The organism is Streptomyces sp. SBT349 (genome assembly GCF_001083795.1).
Taxonomy (GTDB): domain Bacteria; phylum Actinomycetota; class Actinomycetes; order Streptomycetales; family Streptomycetaceae; genus Streptomyces.
Window position 1 is genome coordinate 20,569 of record NZ_LAVK01000064.1, and the last position, 6,438, is coordinate 27,006.

Consider the following 6,438-nt stretch of genomic DNA (forward strand, 5'->3'; position numbering starts at 1 on the left):
GAGAGACCATGATTCCCCCCTACCGATTCGCCGTCGCGCCCAGTGGCCTCAAGGAGTCGCTGTCCGCGTCCGCCGCCGCCGAGGCCATCGCCGAAGGGCTGCTCCGGGTCGCGCCCGGCGCCGAGATCGACCTGCTGCCCCTGGTGGACGGGGGCGAGGGAACGGCCGAGGCGCTCGCCGCCGCGGCCGGCGGACGGCTGGTGCCGTGCTCCGCCACCGGGCCCGTGGGCGCCTCCGTGCCCACCCACTTCGCGCTGCTCGACGGCACGGCGGTGGTCGAGATGGCGGCGGTGGCGGGCCTCTCGCTGGTGCCGCGCGATCGGCGCGATCCGGGCGTCACGACCACCTACGGCGTGGGCGAGCTGATCCGGGCCGCCCTCGATACCGGGGTCGGGCGCGTCCTGGTCGGCTGCGGCGACTCGGGCACCTCCGACGGGGGCGCGGGCGCGCTCCAGGCGCTCGGCGCCCGGCTGCTGGACGCCGAGGGGCGCGAACTGCCCCTCGGCGGGCGCGCGTTGCTCCGCCTGGCGCGCATCGACGCGTCGGGGCTCGACCCGCGCCTCGCCGCCACCGAGGTGCTGGTGGCGTGCAACCCGTACAACGTGCTGTGCGGCCCGCTCGGGGTGGCGCGCGTCTTCGGCCCGCAGAAGGGGGCGGGCCCCGATCTGGTGGAGGAGCTGTCCGCGGCGCTCGACCACTGGGCGACGATCCTGATCCGCGACCTGCCCCCGGCCGGGACCGACCTGCGCACCGGCCCGGGGACCGGCGCCTCGGGCGGCCTCGGCGCCGGTCTGGCGGCGGTGGGCGCCCGGCTGATGCCGCGGTTCGAGGTGCTGCTCGGCCATCTGGACCTGGACGCCAGGCTGGCCCGCGCCGATCTGGTGGTCACGGCCGAGGGGGCGCTCGACCGGCAGACGTCGCTGGGCAAGATCCCCGGCGAGGTGGCACGGCGGGCCAAGGCGCTCGGCATCCCGGTGCTGGCGCTGGCGGGCACGATCGGCGAGGGGGCGCACGAGGTGCGCCTGGTCGGCGTGGACGCCTACAGCGGCATCCTGCCCGCGCCCGTCGCCCTGCCGGAGGCGCTGGCGCGCGGCGCGGAGTTCCTGGCGGACGCGGCGGAACGGGCGCTGCGCATGGTGCTGCTCGGCAGCCGCCTGGCCCGGCCCGTGGTGCCGAGGTGAACGGGCTCGCTCCGACCGCACGCCGGGGACGCGCGGGGCGCGCGGGGCGCGCGGGGCGCGCACCGCGTCCGGGGCGCCAGGGGCGCGCGCGGGCTCACTCCCAGATCTCGGGGCCGCCGCCGCGCCACTCGAAGCGCTCCTTGTCGCGCAGGTCCACGGTGTCCGGGTCGAGGCCCGCCCTGCGCAGGAATTCGAGGAGTTCGGCCAGGGACCTGGCGCGGCCCAGGATCTCCCCGTTCGCCCGCACCCGACGGCCACCCCCCGCGGTGAGCGGGTAGACGACAACGCGAACCCTGGCCATGTGCACAGCCTGCACCCCCGAGGCCCGATCCGCAGCCCCCGCGGACCCGCCCGGGTTGCCGTACGTGGCCGGGGAGCGCTGTACCAGAATGGGGGCGTGTCCTCCCAGCGCAACGCCCCGCCCGCCGCCGCCGGCCCCGGCCGGGGGCCCGAGCTGCGCGCCGACTGTGCCAGCTGCTTCGGTCTGTGCTGTGTGGCGCTGCCGTTCACCGCGTCGGCGGACTTCGCGGCGGACAAGCGGGCCGGGGAGCCGTGCGGGAACCTGGGCGAGGACTTCGGCTGCGGGATCCACGGGGAGCTGCGCGAGAAGGGCTATCCGGGCTGCACCGTCTTCGACTGCTTCGGCGCCGGGCAGCGGGTCTCGCGGGAGACCTTCGGCGGGCGGGACTGGCGCGGCTCCCCCGGCGAGGCGCGGCGGATGTACGCCGCCTTCCCGGTGATGCGCCAGCTGCACGAGCTGCTCTGGTATCTGACGGAGGCGCTCGGGCGGCCGGAGGCGCGGCGGCTGCGCCGGGAGCTGCGGGCGGCGCTGAACGGGATCGAACGGCTCGCGGGCGGCGACGCCGACGCCCTTGCCGGGCTCGACGTGGCGCCCCATCGGCAGGAGGCCGGCGTGCTGCTCGGGCGCGTCAGTGAGCTGGTGCGCGGGGGGGTGCCGGGGCGCGGGAGGGACCACAGGGGCGCCGACCTCGCCGGGGCCCGGCTCGGGGGCGCGCGGCTGCGCGGGGCGACGCTGCGCGGGGCGCTGCTGATCGGCGCCGACCTCTCGGGCGCGGACCTGCGCACGGCCGACCTCCTGGGGGCCGACCTCCGCGGCGCCGACCTGGGCGGGGCCGACCTCACGGGCGCCCTGTTCCTGACCCAGCCACAGGTCACGGCGGCCCGCGGAACGTCCGCCACCCGCCTGCCCGCCTCGCTGACCCGCCCGCCGCACTGGTGAGGGCGCCTGCCGCGGGCTCGACCGGCGGCGGCACACGCCGGGGCACGCACGCCGGGGCCCCGGCCGCCCCGCGTGCGGGCTGGGCCGGGGCCTCGTGACGCGGCGTCCTGCCGGGCCGGGTGCCGTCGGCCTCAGCCGCCGTTCTCGGCCTGGAACATCCAGTGGTGCTTCTCCAGCTCCTTCGTCAGCTGGATCAGCACGTCCTCGGTGACCGTGTCGACGGGGCCCACCTCGTCCAGGCGCTCGCGCATGCGGAGGATGACCGCACCGAGGGCGTCGACCATGGTGCGGACGGCCTGGCTGTCCTGCTGCCAGCCGTCGGTGACCTGGGCGATGCCCGTCGTGGCCGCGACCGTGGCGGCGCGGCCGTCCGGGGAGAGGCCGAGGGAGGCGGCGCGTTCCGCGACCGTGTCCGAGTGCGCACGGGCGGTGTCCACCACCTCGTCGAGCTGGAGGTGCACGGAGCGGAACCGCGCGCCGATGACGTTCCAGTGGGTCTGCTTGGCGATCAGCGAGAGATCGATCAGGTCCACCAGGGCGCCCTGGAGCGCCTCGCCCACGATCTTCAGCGTGGCGTCCGGCAGCGTGCTCTTGATGGCGTACATACAGGCGTCCCCTTTCGGCGCTTTATGCAGATTGGCGACGGGCGGCCACCGTTTCGAGTACCCGCGACACGCCGTCGAAACCGGTCGGAGGGCCACCGCGTCCGGGGACGGCCACCGGCGCCCGGCGGGCTCGACGGCGTGACCGGGCGGGCGGGGCTCAGTAGGGCCCCGGGTACCCGTAGCCGTACGGGGGGCGGGCCGCCGCCCCCGCGGCGGGCGAGGCCGTCGCGTCGCGGTCGTAGAACGGCCGCGCGTTGGCGCGGAGCCACATCGCGACCGGGTCGAACGCGTCCGCCATCGCGACCGTACCGACCGGCAGCCCGTCCGGGATCGCCGCGATGGCCCGCCGCATCATCTGCCGCACGGCCTCGGCCGTGCGCTCGCCCGGATCGTCCACGTCCAGGCCGATCACCAGATACGCCGCGCCCACGGCGGGCCGCACCCAGGCGCGGCGCAGGCTGCGCAGCACCGGCGTGCGCCGGGCGTGCAGCGTGAGCCGCTCGTAGAAGGCGTCCGCGCGGATGCTCGGCTCGCTGATCACCAGCGGACCCGCGGGCAGCCGGTCCAGGCCGCCCGCGATGCGGCGCAGGTCGAGCCAGGGGATGCCGAGGCCCCCGCCGGGAGCGTGCGGGTTGAGCCACAGCCCCCAGTGCTCCGGGTAGAGCGCGGCGGCGATGTCCCGGCCGCCCACCACCTCGCAGCTGCGGGTCCAGCCGCTGGCGCGCAGCTCCCGCTCGGAGGTGACACACGGCGCGTACCCGTGGCCGGCGACCTCGACGCTGCCGTACTGGGCCTCCCGCTCCCCCGGTCCGCCGTGCCACAGCAGCATCCACACCTGGCTTCCCGCGAGGGCGGCGAGCAGTTCCTCGTAGGCGTCCAGCCGGCCGGGGGCGATCCGGGGCAGCAGAGTCTCGACGCCTTCTCCCGCGCTCACCTCGCCGGACCTCCTCGCGCCGCGCCGCCAGCCCTCCGTCACATGCCCGTCACGGCACCCGCTTAGGCGTCCCGCGAGTAGAACGGCTTCACACACTCCCGCAACCAGTCCACCACGGGATCGTCCGCGGCATCCAGGAGCACGAGCTGCACCGGCCACACGACGGGCCGGGCGGCCAGGGCCCGGCCGAGCGCGTCGTTGACCGCGGTCGTGGCCCCGGGATCCACCTCGTCCAGCTCCACGCCGACGAACAGCGAGGGCGCCCCGCCCTCCGCGCTGGCCAGGCCCCGGCGGGCGGTCCGCACGCACCGCAGGGCGGACAGCTCGGATGTCGCGGCGGCCAGGAAGTCCATCGGCTCGTCCTGCCAGTCGGGCTGGAAGAGGCGCATCCGCGCGCCGGTGGGCACGCCGGGCATGCGCCGACCCGGAGTGGTACGGCACAGCTGGGCAACGGCCGCCGGCGGCACGGGTATGCCGACCGTGCCGCCCGGGTTCACCGCGATGCCCACCTGCGGCGGCAGCCCGCGGGCGAACTCCCACGCGGGCGCCACGCTGAACGGCAGGTAGGACGCGCCGCCGAGGTGGAGCTGCTCCGCGGAGCTGAAGACGGGGACGTACACCCCGCCGTGGAGGTCGATGGTCGGCAGGTCGAGCGAGCGGCTCGCGGGACCGCCGCCCTCGGGCAGCGGTATCCACAGGACGCTCCGGCCCAGTACCTCCAGGACACGGGGCCCGGCGTCCTTCGCGCCGAGCACGGCGGCCAGGGTCTCCTCCAGCTCGTTGCTCGGCCAGCCGCCGCCGAAGCCAGGGCCCTGCCGTGGAACGCTCATCTCTCTCGACCACCATCTTCTTCCGGTGCTGCCGGCCCGAATCGCCCGCTGCCGGAACCCTAATGGCTGCCACGACGCACCCCCGGGGGGTTATCCACACCCTCCCCCCATTCGTGCGATGATGTGCCAGCGCTACCACCGCAGAACAACCGCATAACGGCCGTTCGACCACGCGCGGGAGAGCCCCCGGTCCATGTCACCGGGGCGCCGAAGGAGCAAGACCTCCCTTGAATCTCTCAGGCCCAGCACCGCGCGCGGGAGGCACATCTGAAAAGCGGGCCGGCCGCTCCCCGCGGCGGGCCCCACCCACGGTGCAAGCCGCCGCCCGTCAGGGTCGCGGCGAACCTCTCAGGTGCCGATGACAGATGGGGAGGGCGTCACCGCCCCGACCCCGCCTGCCCTCCTGGAGCGAGCCCCATGACGGACGAACCCCTGAAAGCCACCGCGCTCGACGCCACCCACCGCGCGCTCGGCGCCACCATGACCGGCTTCGCCGGCTGGTCGATGCCCCTGCGCTACGGCAGTGAGCGCGCCGAGCACCAGGCCGTGCGGACAGCGGCGGGCCTCTTCGACCTGTCCCACATGGGCGAGATCACCGTCACCGGGCCCGAGGCGGGCCCCGTGCTCGACTACGCCCTGGTGGGGCGGCTCTCGGCGCTGCGCGTGGGCCGGGCCCGTTACACCATGATCTGCGACGCCGAGGGCGGCATCCTCGACGACCTGATCGTCTACCGCCTCGGCGAGGAGACCTTCCTCGTCGTCGCCAACGCCTCCAACGCCTCCACGGTCCTCGGCGCCCTCGCCGAGCGCGCCTCGGGCTTCGACGCGGCCGTCCGCGACGACCGGGACGCCTACGCGCTGCTCGCCGTCCAGGGCCCCGCCTCCCCCGCGATCCTCGGCCGCCTCACCGACGCCGACCTGCCGGGGCTGGCGTACTACACCGGGCTGCCGGGCACGGTCGCGGGCCGCCCGGCGCTGATCGCCCGCACCGGCTACACCGGCGAGGACGGCTTCGAGCTGTTCTGCGCCCCCGCCGACGCCCGACACCTGTGGTCCGCGCTCACCGACGCCGGGCAGGACGAGGGCCTGGTGCCCTGCGGGCTGGCCTGCCGCGACACCCTGCGGCTGGAGGCGGGCATGCCCCTCTACGGCAACGAACTGACCACCGCCACCACGCCGTTCGACGCGGGCCTCGGCCGGGTCGTCAAGCTCGACAAGCCCGGCGACTTCGTCGGCCGCACCCCGCTGGAGGCCGCCGCCGCCCGCGCCGAGGCCACCCCGCCCCGCGCCCTCGTCGGCCTGGTCGCGCACGGCCGCCGCGTGCCACGCGCCGGCTACCCGGTGGTGGACGCCACCGGCGCGGTCATCGGCCGGGTCACCTCCGGGGCGCCCTCCCCCACGCTGGGCCGCCCCATCGCCATGGCCTACGTCGCCCCGGAACACGCCGCGCCCGGCACCGAGGGGGTCGGCGTCGACATCCGCGGCAGCCGCGAGCCGTACGACGTGGTCGCCCTGCCGTTCTACACGCGCCGCGGTGAGCAGTTCGGCCTGCGTGCGCCGCGCCGGCGCCTTGCCTGCCTTGGCCGTGGCCTTGCGCGCCTGCCTCGGCTTGCCGGCCGGGCGCTGCGGCTTGTTCGGCACGGAGGGG

The 6,438-nt window shown here is 76.2% G+C and carries 6 protein-coding genes, 1 pseudogene and 1 riboswitch; of the genes and pseudogenes, 3 read left to right on the forward strand and 4 right to left on the reverse strand.

Annotated features, from left to right (window positions below):
* The first annotated feature begins 8 nt into the window (after positions 1 to 8).
* Positions 9 to 1,181, forward strand: coding sequence for a glycerate kinase (locus ADY01_RS10900; RefSeq protein ID WP_049569826.1), 1,173 nt, complete (start codon positions 9 to 11; stop codon positions 1,179 to 1,181).
* A gap of 94 nt (positions 1,182 to 1,275) precedes the next feature.
* On the opposite strand, the gene ADY01_RS10905 is transcribed toward ADY01_RS10900, so the two are convergent.
* Entirely contained in the window at positions 1,276 to 1,482 is a 207-nt protein-coding gene (locus tag ADY01_RS10905; protein ID WP_049569831.1) for a hypothetical protein, read from the reverse strand.
* A gap of 96 nt (positions 1,483 to 1,578) precedes the next feature.
* On the opposite strand from ADY01_RS10905, the gene ADY01_RS10910 reads away from it, so the two are divergent.
* The gene (locus ADY01_RS10910; RefSeq protein WP_049569834.1) at positions 1,579 to 2,421 is read left to right on the forward strand and encodes a pentapeptide repeat-containing protein; all 843 of its coding nucleotides are present in this window, start codon (positions 1,579 to 1,581) and stop codon (positions 2,419 to 2,421) included.
* Positions 2,422 to 2,552: 131 nt separating this feature from the next.
* Here the strand turns inward: ADY01_RS10910 and ADY01_RS10915 are convergent, their stop codons facing one another.
* From ADY01_RS10915 to ADY01_RS10925, 3 genes are all read right to left on the reverse strand, one after another.
* Positions 2,553 to 3,026, reverse strand: coding sequence for a Dps family protein (locus ADY01_RS10915; protein WP_049569837.1), 474 nt, complete (start codon positions 3,024 to 3,026; stop codon positions 2,553 to 2,555).
* 157 nt (positions 3,027 to 3,183) lie between these two features.
* On the reverse strand, positions 3,184 to 3,960 hold the full coding sequence (locus tag ADY01_RS10920; protein ID WP_107081699.1) for an enhanced serine sensitivity protein SseB C-terminal domain-containing protein: 777 nt from the start codon (positions 3,958 to 3,960) through the stop codon (positions 3,184 to 3,186).
* A gap of 62 nt (positions 3,961 to 4,022) precedes the next feature.
* Complete coding sequence (locus tag ADY01_RS10925; RefSeq protein WP_049569844.1) at positions 4,023 to 4,790, reverse strand: enhanced serine sensitivity protein SseB; 768 nt, start codon at positions 4,788 to 4,790, stop codon at positions 4,023 to 4,025.
* 165 nt (positions 4,791 to 4,955) lie between these two features.
* Positions 4,956 to 5,051: riboswitch (glycine riboswitch) on the forward strand.
* Positions 5,052 to 5,207: 156 nt separating this feature from the next.
* Here ADY01_RS10925 and gcvT point away from each other — a divergent pair.
* Positions 5,208 to 6,323, forward strand: a pseudogene (gene gcvT / locus ADY01_RS10930) (glycine cleavage system aminomethyltransferase GcvT); the annotation flags it as partial.
* Positions 6,324 to 6,438 lie beyond the last annotated feature (115 nt).